General features: G+C 66.2%; 20 protein-coding genes and 2 tRNA genes. 8 read left to right on the plus strand and 14 right to left on the minus strand.

The window, feature by feature from the left end; genetic code table 11:
• Positions 1 to 12 precede the first annotated feature (12 nt).
• From MGN01_RS08530 to MGN01_RS08545, 4 genes are read left to right on the plus strand one after another with little or no spacing between them, the layout of a single operon-like run.
• Positions 13 to 294 carry a hypothetical protein gene (locus MGN01_RS08530; RefSeq protein WP_147046176.1) on the plus strand — a complete coding sequence of 94 codons (282 nt, stop codon included), beginning with the start codon at positions 13 to 15 and terminating at the stop codon, positions 292 to 294.
• A complete protein-coding gene (locus MGN01_RS08535; RefSeq protein ID WP_147046177.1) occupies positions 291 to 758 on the plus strand; it encodes a hypothetical protein in 468 nt (155 codons plus the stop codon). The genes MGN01_RS08530 and MGN01_RS08535 overlap by 4 nt, the downstream gene beginning before the upstream one ends.
• Positions 751 to 1,098: a hypothetical protein gene (locus tag MGN01_RS08540; protein WP_147046178.1), complete on the plus strand. Its 348-nt coding sequence runs from the start codon at positions 751 to 753 to the stop codon at positions 1,096 to 1,098. The genes MGN01_RS08535 and MGN01_RS08540 overlap by 8 nt, the downstream gene beginning before the upstream one ends.
• The gene (locus MGN01_RS08545) at positions 1,091 to 2,374 is read left to right on the plus strand and encodes a site-specific integrase (protein WP_147046179.1); all 1,284 of its coding nucleotides are present in this window, start codon (positions 1,091 to 1,093) and stop codon (positions 2,372 to 2,374) included. The genes MGN01_RS08540 and MGN01_RS08545 overlap by 8 nt, the downstream gene beginning before the upstream one ends.
• A gap of 69 nt (positions 2,375 to 2,443) precedes the next feature.
• Here MGN01_RS08545 and MGN01_RS08550 read toward each other — a convergent pair.
• The 3 genes from MGN01_RS08550 to MGN01_RS08560 all read right to left on the minus strand — a co-directional run bounded on the left by MGN01_RS08550 (position 2,444) and on the right by MGN01_RS08560 (position 3,104).
• Positions 2,444 to 2,519 (minus strand) — tRNA-Lys (locus MGN01_RS08550).
• A 70-nt stretch (positions 2,520 to 2,589) separates the two neighbouring features.
• Positions 2,590 to 2,674: transfer RNA gene (locus MGN01_RS08555), tRNA-Leu, on the minus strand.
• Between the two features lie 124 nt (positions 2,675 to 2,798).
• On the minus strand, positions 2,799 to 3,104 hold the full coding sequence (locus MGN01_RS08560; RefSeq protein ID WP_147046180.1) for a FliM/FliN family flagellar motor switch protein: 306 nt from the start codon (positions 3,102 to 3,104) through the stop codon (positions 2,799 to 2,801).
• A gap of 137 nt (positions 3,105 to 3,241) precedes the next feature.
• On the opposite strand from MGN01_RS08560, the gene lipB reads away from it, so the two are divergent.
• Positions 3,242 to 3,937: a lipoyl(octanoyl) transferase LipB gene (gene lipB / locus MGN01_RS08565; protein ID WP_238257785.1), complete on the plus strand. Its 696-nt coding sequence runs from the start codon at positions 3,242 to 3,244 to the stop codon at positions 3,935 to 3,937.
• Here the strand turns inward: lipB and MGN01_RS08570 are convergent, their stop codons facing one another.
• Complete coding sequence (locus MGN01_RS08570; RefSeq protein WP_147046182.1) at positions 3,938 to 4,825, minus strand: cation diffusion facilitator family transporter; 888 nt, start codon at positions 4,823 to 4,825, stop codon at positions 3,938 to 3,940.
• Between the two features lie 187 nt (positions 4,826 to 5,012).
• Positions 5,013 to 5,228, minus strand: coding sequence for a hypothetical protein (locus MGN01_RS08575; protein WP_147046183.1), 216 nt, complete (start codon positions 5,226 to 5,228; stop codon positions 5,013 to 5,015).
• Between the two features lie 142 nt (positions 5,229 to 5,370).
• Here MGN01_RS08575 and queA point away from each other — a divergent pair, with 142 nt between their 5' ends.
• Together queA and tgt are read left to right on the plus strand one after the other, a co-directional pair.
• Positions 5,371 to 6,459 (plus strand): tRNA preQ1(34) S-adenosylmethionine ribosyltransferase-isomerase QueA, encoded by a 1,089-nt coding sequence (gene queA, locus MGN01_RS08580; RefSeq protein WP_147046184.1) that lies wholly within the window; start codon positions 5,371 to 5,373, stop codon positions 6,457 to 6,459.
• Positions 6,456 to 7,589: a tRNA guanosine(34) transglycosylase Tgt gene (tgt, locus tag MGN01_RS08585; RefSeq protein ID WP_147046185.1), complete on the plus strand. Its 1,134-nt coding sequence runs from the start codon at positions 6,456 to 6,458 to the stop codon at positions 7,587 to 7,589. Before queA ends, tgt begins: the two co-directional genes overlap by 4 nt.
• A 3-nt stretch (positions 7,590 to 7,592) precedes the next feature.
• Here tgt and MGN01_RS08590 read toward each other — a convergent pair whose 3' ends face one another.
• The 9 genes from MGN01_RS08590 to fliI form a co-directional block, all read right to left on the minus strand.
• On the minus strand, positions 7,593 to 7,829 hold the full coding sequence (locus MGN01_RS08590) for a hypothetical protein (protein WP_147046186.1): 237 nt from the start codon (positions 7,827 to 7,829) through the stop codon (positions 7,593 to 7,595).
• Positions 7,830 to 7,923: 94 nt separating this feature from the next.
• A complete protein-coding gene (locus tag MGN01_RS08595; protein WP_147046187.1) occupies positions 7,924 to 8,976 on the minus strand; it encodes a hypothetical protein in 1,053 nt (350 codons plus the stop codon).
• A gap of 6 nt (positions 8,977 to 8,982) precedes the next feature.
• Positions 8,983 to 10,311 (minus strand): NAD(P)/FAD-dependent oxidoreductase, encoded by a 1,329-nt coding sequence (locus MGN01_RS08600; RefSeq protein ID WP_147046188.1) that lies wholly within the window; start codon positions 10,309 to 10,311, stop codon positions 8,983 to 8,985.
• A gap of 137 nt (positions 10,312 to 10,448) precedes the next feature.
• Positions 10,449 to 11,096, minus strand: a complete 648-nt coding sequence (maiA, locus tag MGN01_RS08605) for a maleylacetoacetate isomerase (RefSeq protein ID WP_147046189.1) — start codon at positions 11,094 to 11,096, stop codon at positions 10,449 to 10,451.
• Positions 11,097 to 11,106: 10 nt separating this feature from the next.
• On the minus strand, positions 11,107 to 12,225 hold the full coding sequence (locus MGN01_RS08610) for an ATP-dependent DNA helicase (protein WP_147046190.1): 1,119 nt from the start codon (positions 12,223 to 12,225) through the stop codon (positions 11,107 to 11,109).
• The gene (gene hemF / locus MGN01_RS08615; protein ID WP_373319161.1) at positions 12,222 to 13,133 is read right to left on the minus strand and encodes an oxygen-dependent coproporphyrinogen oxidase; all 912 of its coding nucleotides are present in this window, start codon (positions 13,131 to 13,133) and stop codon (positions 12,222 to 12,224) included. Before hemF ends, MGN01_RS08610 begins: the two co-directional genes overlap by 4 nt.
• Before the next feature lie 61 nt (positions 13,134 to 13,194).
• The gene (locus tag MGN01_RS08620) at positions 13,195 to 14,268 is read right to left on the minus strand and encodes a putative bifunctional lysylphosphatidylglycerol flippase/synthetase (RefSeq protein WP_147046192.1); all 1,074 of its coding nucleotides are present in this window, start codon (positions 14,266 to 14,268) and stop codon (positions 13,195 to 13,197) included.
• A gap of 151 nt (positions 14,269 to 14,419) precedes the next feature.
• On the minus strand, positions 14,420 to 14,827 hold the full coding sequence (gene fliJ, locus MGN01_RS08625; protein WP_147046193.1) for a flagellar export protein FliJ: 408 nt from the start codon (positions 14,825 to 14,827) through the stop codon (positions 14,420 to 14,422).
• Positions 14,828 to 14,886: 59 nt separating this feature from the next.
• A complete protein-coding gene (gene fliI, locus MGN01_RS08630; RefSeq protein ID WP_147046194.1) occupies positions 14,887 to 16,257 on the minus strand; it encodes a flagellar protein export ATPase FliI in 1,371 nt (456 codons plus the stop codon).
• A 372-nt stretch (positions 16,258 to 16,629) separates the two neighbouring features.
• On the opposite strand from fliI, the gene ctrA reads away from it, so the two are divergent.
• Complete coding sequence (gene ctrA, locus MGN01_RS08635; protein WP_147046195.1) at positions 16,630 to 17,331, plus strand: response regulator transcription factor CtrA; 702 nt, start codon at positions 16,630 to 16,632, stop codon at positions 17,329 to 17,331.
• Positions 17,332 to 17,395: the final 64 nt, after the last annotated feature.

Here is a 17,395-nt window from a genome sequence, read left to right on the forward strand (position 1 = left end):
AGGACCGCCACCATGCCGACCAAGGCGCAGCTCCGGCAGTGGGAGCAGGAGAACCTCGAGGCGAACCGGAGGTGGCTCGCCGAGGAAAAACTGCGCATCGAGCGCCAACGCACGCTCTGGGAAATGACGTTTCCGAACGCCGCGAAGGACCGGCTGAAGGAGGCGATGCTCGCGCAGGCATGGCGGCTCCTGGATGCGGGACAGGGGGAAGCGGCGGACGCGATCCTGGAGTTTCTGCCGGAGGCGGAGACGGACAAGCTCCTGCGCGAGTTCTTCCCGGAGCTGCACGAGTGAGCATGGAACCCGGCCGCACGGCCTACGAAGCCCGGTTTGCCGGCGAGAAGCAGGGTCCGCGCGGCACCGTCGACGAGTGGGAGATGCTGTGCCCGTCGGCGAAGGCGATCTGGCAGCGGATGGAGGACGAGGTCGCGAAGATGATCTTCGCCGAGATCCAGCGCTTCTACGACGCCGAAATCGGCATGCTGATGCACCAAGCCGAGTTCTGGCACGAAAACGGCGCGCCGGCGGCTGTCCACCACCGCGTGATGAACGCTGATTCCTACTTCCAGATCGTCTCGCTGATGCATGATCTGGCGGAAGCCAAGGAGCCGCTGAAGCTTCTCAGCAGGCGCATTACGACGATCCCAGCCGGCACCTATCCGCCGCTCGCCCACATCCATGCGTACCGCGACGTCACTTTCGCGGCGAAGGAGCTCGCGGCGGCCAATGCGAGAAAGAGAGGGCAGGGCAATGCCTAGCACTCGGGTGCCTGCCGCCCCGGACATCCGATTCCGTGTCGAGCCTGGCGACGTGCCGGCCGAGAAGGTCGCGCGCCGGCTGCACATCAGCCTCGCCGCCTTCGAGGCCTGCAAGGTGCGGCTGTTCATGCGCGGCTTCCCTCGGCCCGATCCAGACACCGGGAACTACGACCTTGAGGCGGTCGACCGTTGGCGGCATCGCCGGCACCCGAGCTTGTTCCCAGAATTGACGCCGGCTGAGTCGTCGGTGTCATCTGCGGCCCCAGCGAAGTCGCTCGGGGAGATGGCGCGTGACGCGTTTGAGCGGGGGAAGGCCCCGGAGCGGCGCCGGAATGGTTGACCTGCCGCGCCACGTGCGCGGGCGCCCGAACCCGTCCGGGCGCATGTATTTCAGCTACGAGCGGTTCCGCGGCACTCCCCGCGCTTGGCCGGTCGTGCCGCTGCTCGATTCCCCGCGCGACGATGCCTTCTGGCGTCGGTGTCAGCAGTGCGAGGCCCTGGTCGCCGAGCAAACCGACGCGGGCTGGTCATGGGCCTGGATCAGCCCTTCCGGACGGTCCTACCCGCTGCCGTCACCGCGCGGAGAGGGAGCGGCCGCCGCGTTCTGGTCGGCCGTCGATGCCGCCGAGATCCGCGACCGCGCCGACGACGGCAAGGCGCGCAAGACGTTCGACGCGCTGATCGAGGTCTACCAGGCGCATCCGGCCTACACGAAGCTCGCCGACCTGACGAAGCGCGACTACGACCGGCACCTCAAGGCGATCGCAGACGCGTGGGGCAGCCAGCCCGTCGAGACGCTCACGGCGGTCGACGCTCAGCAAGCGATCGACCTGCGATCGTCCACGCCGTCCGGTGCACGGTATTTCCGGGCCGTGCTGTCCAAGCTGCTCTCGTTCGGCGCCGCGCGGGGCTTCTGCACGAGCAATGTGGCCGCGATCACCGAGAAGGTCGATCACGACGTCGAGCCGCACAAGCCCTGGTCGGAGCGCGCGTTCGAGACGTTCTTCGAGCACGTGCGCCCGGGGCTGCATCTTCCCGTCTTCTCGGCGCTCTACACCGGCCAGCGTTCGGTAGACGTGCTGCCGATGCTCCGGCCGGCGCCGGGCGCCAACGCGATCGAGCTCATCGCCAGGAAGACGGGCGCAGAGGTCTTCGTCCCCATCCATTCCGAGTACCGCGAGATCCTGACCCGCACCCACATCGATCACGCGGCGCTGCACCTGCGCGAGGATGGCGAGCCCTGGACGCTCGGCGGCTACCGCACGGCCTGGCAGCGCGAGGTGACGATGAAGGACAGCAAGGGCCGGCCGGTCGAGTGCTCGGCCGCCAAGGCTGCGGCAATGGAGCAGTTTCGCGACGACGGCTTCGTTTTCCACGGCCTGCGCAAGAACGCCGTCAACATGCTGCTCGAGACCGGCTGCACCGAGGCCGAGGTCTCGGCGATCGTCGAGATGTCGGAGCAGATGGTGCGGCACTACAGCCGCGACGTGAACAAGCGCCGGCTGGCGAAGAGTGCGATGCGCAAGCTCGAAGAAGGCTGGGCAGAGACCCGAAAGAACCTGTTCGGTGCCGGATCACAGCCCCATCGGAAGGGGGGTTTGGACACAGCACACTAGTTCTTGGACACACCGCCGCGTTGGCCGCAGTGCCGTTCAAGTCTAAGTCGCTGTAGTTACTGGAAGATTTGGTGAGCGCGCTGGGACTCGAACCCAGGACCTACAGATTAAAAGTCCGTTGCTCTACCAGCTGAGCTACGCGCTCGCCTCCGAGGCCGGGAAATCCGCCTCGATCGTCGGAAGCGTCGATCAAGAAAAAGCACCAACCGTCAGGTTGGTGCGGCCAAGAGGACTCGAACCTCCACCCCTCGCGGGACTAGCACCTCAAGCTAGCGCGTCTACCAATTCCGCCATGGCCGCTCGCCACATGTTCCCGAGGCCAGCGCCGCGAGCGGGGCCGGTGAGCCCGTGTGAGCGGCGGAGCGGATAACAGATGGATTTAGCGGGCACAAGCGCGGTTTGCGGATTCGTGCGTCCGACGCCATCAAAGCAGCGCTTCCGCGTGTTCGAGAACCGGCACCTCGCCCTCACCGATGGTCATGCCCGGTTCGCGGATGACGGCCGGCCTGCGGATCAGTTCGGTCACCTCAATGGCGATGCGGTTTCCCGTGACCACGATCTGTCCGCGGGCGATCGGGTGGTCGTTCGCAAGAATCTCGACCATATCGGTCTCGGTGGATTCGAGTTCGATCACGGCGCCGCGGCCCATGCGCAGCAGCATGTGCAGCGGCATGTGGCTGCGCCCGAGCACTACCTTGAGGTCGACTTTAAGGTCTTCGAGAACGGCCACGCCACGATCCTTGAGCCCACGGCCCGGCTGACGGCGCTGCAAGCGCCACCGATCGATGCCGTCATCGACCTTCCGCGCTTTATGGTGAAGCCTTGGTAAACGACGCCCCGATCACCTCACCACAATCGGCACCTCGCCTGTCGGTGAGCCCGGTCTCGTTCCTGGCTGTGCCCGGCTCACCGGCGGTCGCATGGCAAGTGAGCGACGAGCTGATCGGCTACGACGATGCCGTGGAGGCCATGGAGTCGCGGGCTGCCGCCATTGCGCGCTGTGAGGCACCGGAGCTCGTCTGGCTGCTGGAGCATCCACCGCTCTACACGGCGGGCACATCCGCGCAGGAGGCCGACTTGGTGCAGCCGGATCGCTTTCCGGTCCACCGGACAGGGCGGGGAGGGCAGTACACCTATCATGGACCTGGCCAGCGCGTGGCCTACGTGATGCTCGACCTCGGCCGCCGCCGGCAGGACCTGCGCGCCTACGTGGCGAGCCTGGAGGCTTGGCTGATCGCTGCCCTCGACACTTTCAACGTCCGGGCGGAGCGCCGCGAGGACCGCGTCGGCGTCTGGGTGCGACGCCCCGAGAAGGGGGAGGGAGTCGAGGATAAGATCGCGGCGATCGGCATCCGCGTGCGCCGCTGGGTAAGCCTGCACGGCATCAGCCTCAACGTTGAGCCCGACCTCACACATTTCTCCGGCATCGTGCCCTGCGGGGTGCACCAGCACGGCGTGACAAGCCTCGCCGATCTCGGGCGGATCATCTCCATGCCGGAAGCCGACATGGCTCTGCGCGCGACCTTCGAGCCGATCTTCGGACCAACCGTGGACGCGGGCTGATCAGATCACCGGCACGCCGCGCGCCTTGGCCATGTCTCCCGGCTCGACATGGATGGTGACGACGACCCCCTCGACGGCAGCTTCGATTCCGTTCTCGATCCGGTCGCAGATGGCGTGGCTGTCGGCGACGCTCATCTCGCCCGGCACGACCAAGTGGAAATCCACGAAGGTCGCGCTGCCGGCGTGGCGAGTACGCACGTCATGCGCCTCTAGGGCGCCCTCGCCGTGACTGGAGATCAGCTCCCGGATCTTCTGGATCATCTCGGGGGAGGCAGCTTGGTCCATGAGGCCGTTGATCGAGTCCCGCATCATCGTCCAGCCCGACCACAGGATCTGCAGGGCAACGAGTCCGGCCACTAGGGGATCGAGCACCAACACGTCGGTGAGCAGCACCAGCGCTACGCCAACGATGACGCCACCGGAGGTCACCACGTCGGCGATGACGTGGCGCGCATCGGCGACGAGCGCAGGCGAGCGCCAGGCGCGGCCACGGCGCAGGAGCACCCAGCCCCAGGCCGCGTTGATCACGGTGGCGAGCCCGTTCACGGCGAGGCCAATGACTGGCGCGTCGATGGCCTTGGGCGAGACGATGCCCAGATAGGCCTCGCGCAGGATCAGCAGGGCCGCGACGATGATCAGCGTGCCCTCGATCACCGCGGAAAAATACTCGGCCTTATGGTGGCCGTAGGGATGATTGTCGTCGGCTGGCTGCGCGGCGACCCGCAGGGCCACAAGGGCGCAGACCGCTGCGACCACGTTAATGATGCTCTCCAGCGCATCCGAGTAGAGCGCGATGCTGCCCGTCAGCCAAAACGCCGCGAATTTTAGCGCCGTCACCAGAATGCCGATGGTCGCGCTCAGTAGGGCGGCTTTCTCGGTGCGGTTCATGATGCGACCGGGCGCTCGCGCAATCGTCAGGAGGAGATGCCGCGCCCATAGCCGCCGGCCAGCCGGAAGACCACGGCAAAGGTTTTAGCCGCGGCTATGAGGCGTCCAGGCGAGGTGTGGTGCGGCCGCGTCGTGTTGATCACCCTAATGCTGCACAGCCTTTCAAGAGTATTATCTCAGATCAGGCCTAATCGGGATCCTGCTTGCGGCCCCTCGCAGCCTCCCGCGCCCGTCCTGCCATGGCGAGCGAACGCGCCCTCGCCGCCTTACGGGCGTAGCCGCGGGCAGCCCATTTGAACATCGCGCGGCTTGCGAGATCGTCGAGGCGAGCGGCCTCCCGCTCCCAATACTTCACGAGTTGCCCGTCGAGGGTGAGGCGCTTCGGGTCTGTTTCGTCCGTCATACAGTGATCCTCGGCCACGCCCGCCGCCCGATCAACGGGCAGCCGCGGTGGTAACGGCCTCTTGAACGCGAAAGCCCCACGCGATGCAGCATCCCGCACCCGCGAATTGATTCGTCGCGGTGATCCGTGCAGTTGGCGCAGCATGCGCGTGGACCTATTCGATTTCGACCTGCCGGAGACGTCGATTGCCCTGCGCCCGGCAAGCCCTCGCGATGCCGGGCGGCTGCTCGTCGTGCGCCCCGGAGAGCCTTTCGTCGATCGCGCTGTGCGCGATCTTGCCGGCCAGCTTCGGCCGGGCGATGCGCTGGTCTTCAACGACACCCGCGTAATCCCGGCCCGCCTGACCGGCGTGCGCCGGCGCCCCGGCGCCCCAGGCCAGCGCGTCGAGGCGATGCTGCACATGCGCGAAGCGCCGGATTGCTGGCGCGCCTTCGCCCGCCCAGCCAAGCGCATCGCCCCTGGCGACAGGCTGAGCTTCGGCAGCGACGAGGGCGCGAGCAGCACCTGCGAGCTCGGCCGGCTCGACGCGACCCTGGAGAGCAAGGGAGAGGGCGGTGAGGTCACTCTGCGTTTCGACCTGTCCGGCCCTGCCCTTGATGACGCCATCGCCGCGCAGGGCGCGCTGCCGCTGCCACCCTACATCGCGGGCAAGCGCCCGACCGACGCGCGCGATGCCACCGACTACCAGACGATCTATGCCCGCGAGCCCGGCGCCGTCGCTGCCCCTACGGCCGGCCTGCACTTTTCGGAAGCGATTCTGGCAAAACTCGATGCGGCCGGCATCGCCCGCCACACGGTCACGCTGCATGTCGGTGCGGGCACCTTCCTGCCGGTCAAGGCCGACGACACGGCAGACCACCGCATGCATGCCGAGATCGGCACGCTCAGCGCGAACACCGCCGAGGCGCTGAACCGCACGCGTGCGGCGAGCGGCCGCGTCGTCGCCGTCGGCACCACGGCCCTGCGCCTCCTCGAAAGCGCGGCGGACGAGAACGGCCGGCTGCACGCCTTCGCGGGCGCAACGGACATCTTCATTACGCCGGGCTACCGGTTCCGCGCGGTCGATGCCCTGATGACGAACTTCCACCTGCCGCGCTCGACGTTGTTCATGCTGGTGAGTGCCTTCAGCGGGCTCGACACCATGCGCGCGGCCTATGCCCATGCCATTGCAAGCGGCTACCGCTTTTACTCGTACGGCGATTCCAGCCTGCTCTTTCCGGAAGCCCGATGACCGACAGCTTCAGCTTTCGCGTCGACGCCACCGATGGCGCCGCGCGCACCGGCGCGATCACAATGCCGCGCGGCACGATCCGGACACCGGCCTTCATGCCCGTCGGCACAGCCGCGACCGTCAAGGCGATGTATCCGGAGCAGGTCCGGGACCTCGGCGCGGATGTCGTCCTCGGCAATACCTATCACTTGATGCTGCGGCCTGGCGCGGAGCGAATGGCGCACCTGGGCGGGCTACACCGCTTCATGCGTTGGGACGGGCCGATCCTCACCGATTCCGGCGGCTTCCAGGTGATGTCGCTGTCCGCGCTACGGAAACTCGACGAGCAGGGCGTGACCTTCCGCTCGCATATCGACGGAACGGCCCACCATATGAGCCCGGAGCGCTCTATCGAGATCCAGAGCCTGCTCGGTTCCGACATCCAGATGCAGCTCGACGAATGCGTACGCCTGCCGGCCGAGCGCGACGAAATCGAGAAGGCGATGCGGCTCTCCCTGCGCTGGGCCGAGCGCTGCCGCATGGCCTTTGGCGAGCAGCCGGGCAAGGCGATGTTCGGCATCGTGCAGGGCGGCGATATTCCAGAGCTGCGGGTCGAGAGCGCACGGGCGCTGACCGATCTCGATCTCAAGGGCTACGCCATCGGCGGCCTCGCGGTAGGCGAGCCACAAGCCGTGATGCTGGCGATGATTGAGACGGTGGAGCCGCATCTGCCGACGGCCAAGCCGCGCTACCTGATGGGCGTCGGCACGCCGGACGACCTGATGCAGTCGGTCTCGCGCGGTATCGATATGTTCGATTGCGTGATGCCGACACGTGCCGGCCGCCACGGCCTCGCCTATACGCGGCACGGCCGGATCAACCTGCGCAATGCGCGCCACGCCGAAGACACGGCACCCCTCGACGAGGCCTCAACCTGCCCGGCGACGCGCGACTACAGCCGCGCCTATCTCCACCACCTCGTCCGTTCGGACGAGATCCTGGGGATGATGCTCCTGACCTGGAACAACCTCGCCTATTATCAGGAGCTGATGGCAGACATGCGCGCGGCCATCGCTGCCGGCCGTCTCGCCGACTTTATCGGCGAGACCAAGCAGGAATGGGCGCGTGCCGAGGCAGCGCGCGCGGCTTGAGGCTCAGCCCCGCTTCTGCGCCTTGGTATAGCTGGCGATAGCGGCGCGGCAATTCGGCGTGAGCTTGGCCTTGTTCTGCTTGAAGCAGGCCTTCACCTCGGGAGTATCGGCGGCGAACTCGCTGCAGAAGCTCAGATAGTCGCCTGTGCAGTACTGACGCAGTGCCTCGCGATTGGCCTCGGGCGCAGCGAGCGCAGCGCTCGTGCCGAGAAGCAGGGCAACGGTTGTACGGACCAGCATGAACACGTCTCTTAAACACCCCGGTCTGGCCGGGCGCCCGGCGTAAACCAAGCGATCTGGACGAGAGTGCGACGAAGACGTGGCCGGGACTCGGTTAACGCGCCGTCAGGACTTTGTAGAAGCCCCCTGGATCGTCGCCGCTGCCGGTTTGGACTGCCTTCAATGCATCGACGATCCGGTGTGCGACCGGAAGACGGTAGTGAAGGGCATCCCAATAATTGGCATCGTCCGTGGTCACGGGGGAGGGGATGCGGAAATCGACGACGATGGCGCCGCGCTTGGCGCCAATACGCGCGACCCGCTCCTTGCACAGGCGCTCGCGCTCGGCGCGGGGTGTGCCGTCCCGGGGTTGAAGGGCGACATGGGCCGGCATGAAGGCGACGATCTTCAGAGCCGATGGGGGCGCGTCAGAGAGCATCTCGTCGAGCCAGGCGAGCGCCGGCATCGGCCCCTTCGGGTCGGAGATGTCGATCCCCGCCGGCATAATATGATCCAGCGGGTTGTCATCGTTGTGGATATGGGCAGACGCCCGCTTCGCGTCGTAGCTCTGCTCGGGCGGGGTGAACACGGTGAAGCCGTTCGCCGCCATCTTCGGCTTTGCGAGACCGAAGCGGTTCAGCATCACCCCTTGCGCCATCGTCAGCGTCCGCCAGCTCATCTGCCGGAAATACGACTTGTAGGACACCGTCTCGTAGAGCCAGGCCGGAAACGGCATGCCGTGCCTGTACTGGTCCGCATCGGGCTCGCACCAGTTCGAGTCGAGCCCGAAGATCAGCGCCTTCGCCTTCACGTGACGCAGGAACAGCCGAGCCAGTTCGGCTTCCTCGTGCGGCGCCCCACGGTTGATCGCCAGATTGGCGAAGCGAGCTCCGAAGGCCGCGTCGAGGTCGCGCGGGTCGAGCAGCCGCGAAGTCGAGGTGCCGAACACGGCGGCGTCGTACAGGCCGGAGCGCACAATCTGTGGATAGAAGAAGCGCTGGCTCTTATCCATGATCGGACCGGGCGCGTGGCCGGGTCCGACGCGCAGCCCATAGGGGTCGAGCCACGCGACGAATCCTAGCGCCGCGACGCCGAGCAGGACGACAGTCGCGACGAAGCTCGTCGCGAAGCCGCGCCAGGCCCTCTCCCCGCCCACGAACCCGAACACGGTGACTCAGTGCAGCTTCACCCGCGCCGTACCGCGGCGGGTGAGCGCCCGCGCCAGCGCGTCGAGACCAGTCTTGATCATGCCGTTCACCGCCATCTCGTGCATCTTGTAGAGCGAGCGGTACATCACGCGGGCGAAGAGCCCGGCGATGAACATGTTCTTTCCCTGGATGAAGCCCATCAGGTTGCCGACGGTCGTGTAGTGGCCAAGCGACACGAGCGAGCCGAAGTCGCGATACTTGAACGGCGTCAGCGGCTTGCCGTCGAGACGGGCAACGATCTGCTTGTAGAGGTGCGAGGCCTCTTGGTGCGCGGCCTGGGCGCGCGGCGGGATCGGCGTGTCCGAGCCCTGCTCGACGAGGTAGGCGCAATCGCCGACCGCGAAGATGTTCGGGTCGCGCGTCGTCTGCAGCATCGGCGTCACGACGAGCTGGTTGCTGCGCGTGGTCTCGAGCCCGCCGACGCCCTGCAGGAAGGGCGGTGCTTTCACGCCGGCTGCCCAGACCACAAGCTCGGAGGGGATGAAGCCGCCATCGGCGAGTTGCACACCGTCTGGCTTCACCTCGGTGACCCGCGCCTTCACGCGGACCTCGACGCCGATCTGCGAGAGCAGCGTCATCACCTCGCCCGAGAGACGCTCCGGCACGGCTGGCAGGATGCGGTCGGCCGCCTCGACCAGGGTGATTTTGAGATCCTTGGTCGGGTCGATCTTGTCGAGGCCGGTCTTGGCAACCTCGCGCGTCGTGCGATGGAGTTCGGCCGCAAGCTCGGTCCCCGTGGCACCGGCACCGATCACCGTGACATGGAGCTGGCCCGGCCGCACCGGGCCAACCTGGGTGTGGGCGCGCAGCATGCCGTTGATCAGACGCTGATGGAACCGCACCGCCTGGTCCGGCGTGTCCAGCGCGATGGCATTCTCGGCGACGCCCGGCGTACCGAAATCGTTGGTGGTGGAGCCGACGGCCATCACCAGCGTGTCATAGGCGACCTCGCGCACCGGCGTGATCTCGCGGCCCTCGGAATCATAGCTGGCGGCGAGATGGATGACCTTACGCTCCCGGTCGAGACCGGTCATCTCACCGATGCGGTAACGGAAATGGTGCGCGTGGGCGTGGTGCAGGTAGTCGACCGCGTGATGGCCGACATCGAGGCTGCCTGCAGCGACCTCGTGCAGCAGCGGCTTCCAGATATGGGTGCGCGCGCGGTCGACCAGGGTGACGTGCGCCCTGTCCTTGCCGAGCCGATCACCGAGCTTCGTCACCAGTTCGAGGCCAGCCGCACCGCCGCCCACCACCACGATCTTGTGGCGGTCCGTGACTGTTTCACCCGGAACCATCCTATACTCCGTTCCCGAACCGACGAGCCCGCTGCCGTCATAGCCCATGACGGCGCAACCGTACTTTGGAATATCTTTATCCCGCGGTTGCAGAAACCTTCTACAGCAACGCGCGAAAGATGGCCGTCGACGACAGGCTACTGGGTGGGCGCGCCCGGCTGCTTCAGGGGATGGGCTCGGGCAACCCCGTCGAGGGCGAGGCAGGCTTCGGCCACGCGCTTCACGGTCGGATAAGGTGCGGTATCGACACCGAAGATGCCGGTGCCGACCCAGAGGCTGGCGATGCAGAGATCGGCATGGCTAACCGCATCGCCCTGCGCGAAGCGCCCCGTGCCGGGCTCGCCCGAAAGCCGCGCCTCCAGCGTTTTCAGGCCGCCCTCGAAGGCGAAACGCAGGAATTCGAGCATGCGCTCGCGCGGCAGCTCATAAGCCTCCATCAGCCTGTTGCGCACCCGCGGCGTGTAGAGCGGATGGGTGTCGCAGGCCACGACCTGGGCCAGCGACCGGGCACGGGCGCGGGCGCGCGGATCGGCCGGCAGTAGCGGCGTCTGCGGATGGGTGTCCTCGATATAGTCGAGGATAGCGAGAGACTGCATCAGCGGCGGTCCGTCATCGACGAACACGGCTGGCACCGCGCCCTGCGGATTGATCTTGCGGAATTCAGGCTTGTGCTGGTCGCCGGCATCGAGATCGAGGAAGATTTCCTCGTAGGGGATACCCTTAAGGTTGAGAGCGGCCCGCACCCGGAAGGCGGCGGCCGAGCGCCAGTTGCCGTACATCTTCATGGGTATGTCCTCACATCACCACCGTGATCGCCCGCGCCGCCCGCGTCAGCCCGGTATAGAGCCAGCGCGCCCGGTGCTCGCGGAACGCGTAGGATTCGTCGAACAACACAACCTTGTCCCACTGTGAGCCCTGCGCCTTGTGGACGGTCAACGCGTAGCCATAGGTGAACTCGTCGGTCTCGCGACGCATGTAGAGCGGGATCTCTTCCTCGCTGCCCTCGATGATCTGGCGCAGCACCTTGATGTCGACGGCACGTCGGCGGAGCGCCGGATCGTCCTCCGGCACTACGTCGAGGCGGATCGTGTCGGGGCGCGGAGGCGCGCGCAGCGCCTGCACCGTCCAAGTCGAGCCGTTGAGCAGGCCCTTGGTGCGGTCGTTGCGCAGGCAGACCAACTTCTCGCCGACCGAGGGCATCGGGTCGGTATGGCCGGCGAGCTCGCGCAGGCGGTTGTTGTAGAGTCGGCGAGTCTTGTTCATGCCGACCAGCACCTGATCGCAATCGAGGACCTCGGTGGGATCGAGCGCCCGGCGGGAGATGACGCGGCTCTCACCGAATTCGCCGAGGCTGAGCCGGCCGCCCTCGCGCACGGTCATGGCCATGCGCACGATTGGGTCGTCTGCCGCCTGGCGATGCACCTCGGTGAGCATCATGTCGGGCTCGGCCTCGGTGAAGAAGCCGCCGCCCCGCACCGGCGGCAATTGCGCTGGATCACCAAGCACCAGAACCGGTTTGCCGAAGGCGAGGAGATCGTTACCGAGGTCGGAATCGACCATCGAGCACTCGTCGATGACGATGAGATCGGCCTTGGAGGCTGGCCCGGTGCGGTTCAGCGTGAAGGTCGGGCCGCCCTCGTCGCCTTCCTTGGTTCGATAGATCAGGCTGTGGATGGTCGCGGCGTCGTGGCAGCCCTTCTGGCGCATTACCGAGGCCGCCTTGCCGGTGAAGGCGCCGAACAGCACGAGGCCGTCGGCATCATCCGCGATACGGCGCGCCAGCGTGGTCTTGCCGGTGCCGGCATAGCCGAACAGGCGGAAGACCTGATCGCCGCCGCCTCTCATCCATTGCGCGATGGCCTTGAGCGCCGCCTCCTGCTGCGGCGCGTAGGCGCTCGGAAGATCGGCCGTCACGGCCAGCGCACGGTCGGCGGCAGCGAGGACAGGATCGAGGCAACGTTGCCGCCGGTCTTCAGCCCGAAGATGGTGCCGCGGTCGTAGAGCAGGTTGAACTCGACATAGCGCCCGCGCCGGACCTGCTGCTCCAGCCGGTCGGCTTCCGTCCAGTCCTTCGACAGGTTGGTGAAGACGATCTCCGGATATGCCTTGAGGAAGGCCTGGCCCACGTCCCGCGTGAAAGCGAGATCGGCCTTCGGATCACCGGTCCAATGGTAATCGTAGAAAATGCCGCCGATGCCGCGGGGCTCGTTGCGGTGCTTCAAGTGGAAATACTCGTCGCACCACGCCTTGTACTTTTCGTAGTCGGCCGCCGGGGCATGGGCATCACAGGCCTCCTTAAGAGAGGCATGGAACAGCCGCGTGTCGGGATCGTCCTGAGTGCGGCGGCGATCGAGCATCGGGGTCAGGTCGGCCCCGCCACCGAACCACGCCTTCGTGGTGACCACGAAGCGTGTGTTCATGTGGACAGTCGGCACGTTCGGGTTCCAGGGGTGGGCAATCAGCGAGATGCCAGTGGCGAAGAAGCGCGGGTCCTCCTGGGCACCCGGCATCTGCGCCCGGAATTCCGGGGCGAACTCGCCGTGCACGGTGGAGATGTGCACGCCAGCCTTTTCGAAGACGCGACCTTTCAGCATTGCCATGACGCCGCCGCCGCCGGGCTGCCCGGTATGGTCGGTGCGCTGCCACGGCATCTTTTCAAACTTGCCCGGCTCCTTGGGCGCGTCGGGATGGAACGGCCCGGCGACCTGGTCCTCCAGCGTCTCCAGAGCCGTCACGATCCGGTCGCGGAGTATGGCGAACCAGGTAGACGCCTCGCTCTTCAACGCGGCAAGGTCGCTCTCGCTCGGCAAAGGGAGGGTCATTTCGGGCTTTTGCATAGCCCAGCGATGTCCCATTCCGCGCAGGAGGCGTCAATTCGCCGGTTCAGACCGGCGTCTTCCCCAGACGGTGCTCGATCTTGCTCGGTTCGAGGCCCGGTGCGACGAGGGGCGGCTCCGGCACCTCCGCCGATCCTTTTCGAGAGGACAGCGCACCGGCGAGCCGGGAGCGCTCGAACAGCAGCACCACCACGATCGCCAAGGCGAAGGGCAGCAGTAGATAAAACAGCCGGAAGATCAACACAGCGGCGACCACAGCGGCCTTCTGCGCAGCGGCGCTCGGATCCTCCGCGTTGATCTGCATCGCGGCGAGGAAGACGAGCTCGAAGACACCGAGCCCGCCGGGCGCGTGGGAGGCCAGCGCCACCGAGAACGAGGCCAGGAAGATCGCCAGAACCGGGATGAAGCCCGGGTTCAGGCTGTCCGGCAGCGCGAAGTAGATGATGCCGGCCGCACCCAGCAGCTCCATCGGCGCGGCGACGAGTTGCCGGAGCATGATGCTGGGGCGCGGATACTCGACCTTGAACGAGCGGATCGTCAGCGGCTTGAAGTGCAGAATCGAACCGAGGACGTAGAGACCCACGAAGCCGAGCATCGCGATGCCGACGATGCGGGCGGTGGTCGGGTTGGTGAGCAGGCTCGGCAGCAGCGTGTCGAGGCGCGCCAGCAGGTAGGGGTCGTAGACGAGACAGAAGCCGCCGAGCAGCAGCGTTCCAAGCCCGAAGGTGAAGGAGCAGAGCGCCACCAGCACCGCGACCTGCGCGGCCGAGAGCCCCTTCGAGGTATAGGCTCGGTAACGAACCAGCGCGCCCGAGAAGACCGAAGCGCCAATATTGTGAGACAGCGCGTAGGTCGTGAAGGAGCAGAGGGAAACGAACAGCCAGCTGATATGGCGCACGCCCAGATGGATCAGAGCGATCCGGTCGTACCAGGCGAGGGCGGCATAGGCGACGAGGGTCGAGACGGCGGCGAGCAGAAAGTGGTGCAGTGGGATCGCTGCGAAAGCCGCCTGCAGCTGGACCCAAGAGAGGGTCTGCAGCTGTCCGTAGAGCAGATAGCAGGAGACGATGACAGCCCCGAGGCCGATGATCGGCCAGAGGATTTCACTGATCTTCTTCATACGATCCGGCCGCGCCCTCGGAGACCGGCTCCTGATGCGCCACCGCGTCGGGTATCGCAAGCGGGACCGGTCAGGTCTCTCGATGCATGCACCCTTGGGCCAGGATCATGACAATGTCGTGCCGCCGGCGATCACCCGCTGCGGAAATAGCTCAGGCGCGGGCGCGGCCGAGCCCGATCGCATCCATTTCGGCCTGCTCGCGGGCACCGGCAGCGGCGCGCTCGGCGGAACGCTCGCGATCCTCGAGGATCTCGACCTTCTTCAACTCCTCGAAGGCCTCGCCCAGCTCGGCCTTAGCCTCGGCGAGCTGACCTTCCAGCGCGAGCGCCGACTGGCGCATGTTGTCGCGACGGGTGGCGGCGGCGCGGGCATAGGTCGGGTAGGCGAAATGCGCCGGATCGGTGATGCCGGCGCGTGCCTCTTCATGGGCGACCTCGCGATCGAGCTCGACGACCATGCGGTTGAAGTCCGCCATCATCATCTCGATCTGGGCGACGCGGCGACGCTTCTCGTCGACCTGAAACCGGCGCAGCCGGATCAGCGTGTCACGCGACTTCATCTGAGGTGATCCCTCTCAACGCAACGCAGGCAACGGGCCCCTCTCGTGCGCCCGGCCTTTCAGTCGGCGCCGACGATCGCGGCCAATCTCGCGTAACCCTCGCTGATGGAGGTTGCTTCTTCCTTACTTTGCCCCAGAAAAGCCTCAAGATCTGGCATGAGCGCCACTGCTTCATCGACCTCGACGGAGGATCCCGCCCGGTAGGCGCCGAGCCGGATCAACTCCTCCATGTCGGCATAGGTCGACAGTACTCGCCGCGCTCGCTGCACGGTCGGCAGCCAGGCCGGATCACAGGCCTTCGGCATAGTGCGAGAGACGGAGCGCAGCACGTTGATCGCCGGGTAGCGACCGGATTCCGCGATGCGCCGTTCCATGACGATGTGACCGTCGAGGATGCCGCGCACCGCATCCGCCACGGGCTCGTTGTGGTCGTCGCCCTCCACGAGCACGGTGAAGAGGCCAGAGATCGAGCCATCACCCGTTCCAGGACCCGCTCGCTCGAGCAGACGCGGCAATTCTGAAAAGACCGTCGGCGTATAGCCCTTCGCGGTCGGCGGCTCGCCGCTGGCAAGGCCGATGTCGCGTTGGGCCATCGCAAAGCGCGTGATCGAGTCGATCATGCACAGCACCTGCGCGCCCTGATCGCGAAAATATTCGGAGAGGGTGAGGGCGAGGTATGCCGCGTTGCGGCGCATCAGCACGGGCTCGTCCGAGGTCGCCACCACTACGACCGAGCGAGCGAGGCCAGCCGCGCCGAGATCCTCCTGCAGGAATTCCTGAACCTCGCGGCCGCGCTCGCCCACGAGGCCGATCACCGCGACGTCTGCCGCGGTGTAGCGCGCGAGCATCGAGAGCAGTACCGACTTGCCGACACCAGAGCCGGCGAAGATGCCCATGCGCTGGCCCGAGCACATGGTCAGGAAGGTGTTGATGCAGCGCACGCCGAGATCGAGGGGGGCGCCAACGCGGCGGCGGGCATGAGCAGGAGGTGGATCGGCGCGCAGCGAGTAGACCGCCGGCCCCTGTGGGAGTTCGCCGAGCCCGTCGATGGGTCGGCCGAGCGCGTCGACCGTGCGGCCGAGCCAAGCCTGGGTCGGGCGGACCGCGCCGGCAGCATCCTGTCGGACATAGGCCGGGCAGCCACGGCGCACACCGTCTAGGGAGCCGAACGGCATGGCGAGCGCCCTGTCGCCCTGGAAGCCGATCACCTCGCAGGGCACTAGGCCTGCGCTGTGGGCTCCAACCGCGATATCGATCCGGCCGCCGAGCCGCATTGCAGCGATCGGTCCCGCAACCTCGACGAGAAGCCCCCGAATCGCCGTGACGCGGCCAAAGACCTCGAGTGTTTCAACGCCCGCGAGCGCATCGATCGCCGCCGCGAAGCTTGGCCCAGCTCGCGAAGCAGCCGTTTCACGGCGATCCTCGCCCATGCACTCAACCTCAACGGTTCATTTACCGACCTCTTTAACACTGCGGGGATCACTTCGTTAACGGGGACAGAGCCGACGTGTCTGGAAAGCCACACGGCGACGAGCGCGTTATCGTGGAACGGGTTAGCGGCAGGCTTTGCGGGTTGCGCAGCCTGGAATTGGGGTTGAGCGAGAACAGACCGACAACGATTCGGCAAAAACGCTCCCGCCCACTGAAAGAGCGCTCTTGCAACCGGGATTCGGGTTTTGTTAACGGTTAAAAGTTAGCGTTTCGAAAGATAAACGAAGCAGCGCCCGCCGAGGCCGTCGGCGAGCGGACGGCGGGGGTGTGCCCGCCCGCCTTGAGACGGCCGGCCGGGCTGGGGACCGACGATGCGCGTACTTCTGATCGAGGACGATGGCGCTACGGCGCAGAGCATCGAGTTGATGCTCAAGTCCGAGAACTTCAACACCTACACCACCGACCTCGGTGAAGAGGGCGTCGATCTCGGCAAGCTCTACGACTACGACATCATCCTCCTCGACCTGAACCTGCCCGATATGTCGGGCTACGAGGTCCTCCGCTCGTTGCGCGTCGCCAAGGTGAAGACGCCGATCCTGATCCTCTCCGGCATGGCCGGCATCGAGGACAAGGTGAAGGGCCTCGGCTTCGGCGCCGACGACTACCTCACTAAGCCATTCCACAAGGACGAGTTGGTCGCTCGCATTCATGCGATCGTGCGCCGCTCCAAGGGCCACGCGCAGTCGGTCATCACCACGGGCGACCTCATCGTCAATCTCGACCAGAAGACGGTCGAAGTCTCCGGCAGCCGCGTGCACCTCACGGGCAAGGAGTACCAGATGCTGGAGCTGCTCTCGCTCCGGAAGGGCACCACGCTCACCAAGGAGATGTTCCTCAACCATCTCTATGGCGGCATGGACGAGCCCGAGCTCAAGATCATCGACGTGTTCATCTGCAAGCTGCGTAAGAAGCTCGCCAACGCCTCCCAAGGCAAGAACTACATCGAGACCGTCTGGGGCCGCGGCTACGTGCTGCGCGAGCCGATGGAAGGTGAGGACCGCATCGCGGTCTGAGCGAACAGCCTACCCTCATTAGAAGAGCCCCGGTTTCCGGGGCTTTTTCTTTGTCTGACACCCT

The sequence above is a fragment of the Methylobacterium gnaphalii genome (genome assembly GCF_007992215.1).
GTDB classification, from domain to species: Bacteria; Pseudomonadota; Alphaproteobacteria; order Rhizobiales; family Beijerinckiaceae; genus Methylobacterium; species Methylobacterium gnaphalii.

What these genes read in the sequence shown, in the direction of transcription:
- MGN01_RS08530 (WP_147046176.1), top strand. Translation starts at nt 13, where the DNA reads ATGCCGACCAAGGCGCAGCTCCGGCAGTGGGAGCAGGAGAACCTCGAG.
- MGN01_RS08540 (WP_147046178.1), top strand. Translation starts at nt 751, where the DNA reads ATGCCTAGCACTCGGGTGCCTGCCGCCCCGGACATCCGATTCCGTGTC.
- MGN01_RS08545 (WP_147046179.1), top strand. Translation starts at nt 1,091, where the DNA reads ATGGTTGACCTGCCGCGCCACGTGCGCGGGCGCCCGAACCCGTCCGGG.
- MGN01_RS08570 (WP_147046182.1), bottom strand. Translation starts at nt 4,825, where the DNA reads ATGAACCGCACCGAGAAAGCCGCCCTACTGAGCGCGACCATCGGCATT.
- MGN01_RS08575 (WP_147046183.1), bottom strand. Translation starts at nt 5,228, where the DNA reads ATGACGGACGAAACAGACCCGAAGCGCCTCACCCTCGACGGGCAACTC.
- queA (WP_147046184.1), top strand. Translation starts at nt 5,371, where the DNA reads ATGCGCGTGGACCTATTCGATTTCGACCTGCCGGAGACGTCGATTGCC.
- tgt (WP_147046185.1), top strand. Translation starts at nt 6,456, where the DNA reads ATGACCGACAGCTTCAGCTTTCGCGTCGACGCCACCGATGGCGCCGCG.
- MGN01_RS08590 (WP_147046186.1), bottom strand. Translation starts at nt 7,829, where the DNA reads ATGCTGGTCCGTACAACCGTTGCCCTGCTTCTCGGCACGAGCGCTGCG.
- MGN01_RS08600 (WP_147046188.1), bottom strand. Translation starts at nt 10,311, where the DNA reads ATGGTTCCGGGTGAAACAGTCACGGACCGCCACAAGATCGTGGTGGTG.
- maiA (WP_147046189.1), bottom strand. Translation starts at nt 11,096, where the DNA reads ATGAAGATGTACGGCAACTGGCGCTCGGCCGCCGCCTTCCGGGTGCGG.
- hemF (WP_373319161.1), bottom strand. Translation starts at nt 13,133, where the DNA reads ATGACCCTCCCTTTGCCGAGCGAGAGCGACCTTGCCGCGTTGAAGAGC.
- MGN01_RS08620 (WP_147046192.1), bottom strand. Translation starts at nt 14,268, where the DNA reads ATGAAGAAGATCAGTGAAATCCTCTGGCCGATCATCGGCCTCGGGGCT.
- fliJ (WP_147046193.1), bottom strand. Translation starts at nt 14,827, where the DNA reads ATGAAGTCGCGTGACACGCTGATCCGGCTGCGCCGGTTTCAGGTCGAC.
- fliI (WP_147046194.1), bottom strand. Translation starts at nt 16,257, where the DNA reads ATGGGCGAGGATCGCCGTGAAACGGCTGCTTCGCGAGCTGGGCCAAGC.
- ctrA (WP_147046195.1), top strand. Translation starts at nt 16,630, where the DNA reads ATGCGCGTACTTCTGATCGAGGACGATGGCGCTACGGCGCAGAGCATC.